Source organism: Mycobacterium sp. (assembly GCF_049683935.1).
Classification (GTDB): domain Bacteria; phylum Actinomycetota; class Actinomycetes; order Mycobacteriales; family Mycobacteriaceae; genus Mycobacterium.
The window spans coordinates 1-1,685 of the sequence record NZ_JBAUJR010000196.1; the positions used below are offsets into that span (position 1 = coordinate 1).

The 1,685-nt window shown below is 67.6% G+C and carries 1 protein-coding gene and 1 pseudogene; one reads left to right on the forward strand and one right to left on the reverse strand.

All coding sequences use genetic code 11. The annotated features are described in order from the left end of the window. The coding region (locus WA965_RS11115; protein ID WP_526447504.1) for an ADP-ribosylglycohydrolase family protein at positions 1-885 on the reverse strand (885 nt) is incomplete at its 3' end. Between the two features lie 222 nt (positions 886-1,107). Between WA965_RS11115 and WA965_RS11120 the strand changes: the two are divergent. Then, positions 1,108-1,685: pseudogene (locus WA965_RS11120) on the forward strand (ArdC-like ssDNA-binding domain-containing protein); the annotation flags it as partial.

Below are 1,685 nucleotides of genomic sequence, written 5' to 3' on the forward strand. Positions count from 1 at the left end.
CGCTAGGCCTTCGCGGCCGTTGAGGGGTGCGCGCCGCCGCCCAGGCGCGGTGGCCATGTCGGCCACGAGCAGCCCGACCGCCACAGCTGAGCCCGACTCCCAGCCCTCGCCGATCCCGGTGCAGGGGTCGCCGTAGTCGGCGGGGGACAGCGTGACCAGCTCCTGCTTGACCGTGAAGGCGTCCAGCAGCGCATCGAGCAGCACGTCGCGGACGCCCTCGGCGAGCATGCCGGCGACGTCCGAGGTCATAGGGGAGAGCACGTCGAGCAGGAACTCGTCACGCAGCCAAGGGCTTTCGCCCGTCACGATCGACATGGCCGCGCTGATCGCGTGTTCGAGGAAGTGTCCGCGCAACCGGGTGGCCGATCGGATCGCGTCAGCGAGCACCAGCGCCGAGGCGATCGCGCGGGGATGCTTATGGGTGAGGACGGCCTGCAGTGCGGTGATGCCGAGCCACACCGGCTCCGGGCACAGCGCCGCCGGCGTCAACCGCATGACCGCCCCGCAACCGTATCGCGGCAGCGCCCCGTCGGCGTCATGCCAGTGCGCACCGTGACGCAGCCGTGCCAGCGACCCCATGCAGGTGGCTCCCGGGGCACGGTTGTTGTCCCGGTCGACCTGCCACTCCAGGAACCGGGCGGTGATGGCCTTGGTCACGACGTCGATGTCGTCGAGCTGGTCGCCGGCGTCGACAAGAGCGTCATGCAGCGCCAACGTCATCTGGGTGTCGTCGGAGATCCGCCACACCTTCTTGGGGGCCGGCACGGGGTAGGCAGGCATCTGCGCGTACTTGCGGAACTCGACCTGATAACCCCAGGCGTCGCCGGCGGCCAGGCCGATCAACGCGTTGCGGTACCGGGCCTGCGTCGCTGTTCGAGTCGTCATTGTGCACCTCACCTTCCTGCCACCAATGTAAAGCCCTTTACATCAAAAAGCAAGAGACTTACACCGGTTGGGGAGGAGACAGTCCGGACAACTTCCGGGTCCCCGCGACGGAAACGCCCTTGCCGGCCGGTACTTCAGGGATAAGACGCACACCAGCTCTCCTTGCCGGGCTGGCGCTACTCCAGTAGCGGTCCCCGCGTCCAGCCCGAGGAGGTATCAACCGTGTGTCGCGCCACCACAGACCCAGGAGGGCCACGCCGCTGCTCCGGTGACACCCGAGCCGCCTACAGCCACTCCGCCCACGCCGTCGAGGTCCTGGAGGAGGCCGAGGCAGTCCTCAAGACCGCTCTGGCCGACACCGCGGCCGCGCCGGCGCCCACCCCACCCAAGACGGTGAGCTTCGCCGACAAGACCACCCGCGTGGAAGACATCCGCCGCGAGATCGACGACGCGATCGCCAACCTCAACACCGGTGAGCAATGGCAGGACTGGCTGCACTACGCCAGCCAGTTCCACCACTACTCGCTGCAGAACCAGCTGCTCATCAAAATGCAACGCCCCGATGCCACCTTCGTCGGCGGACTCAAGAAGGTCTGGAACAAGAAGTTCAACCGCAACCTCGTCGCCGGCTCGAAGGCGATCTGGGTTCGCGCACCCCAGATCGTCAAGAAGAAGAAGGCCGACGGCACCGACGAGGAAGTCCTGGTGGGCTGGCTCAGCGTCCCGGTCTACGACGTCGGCGACACCACCGGACCGCCCCTGCCGCAACGCCCCGAGGTCACCTACACCCGCGAAACCGG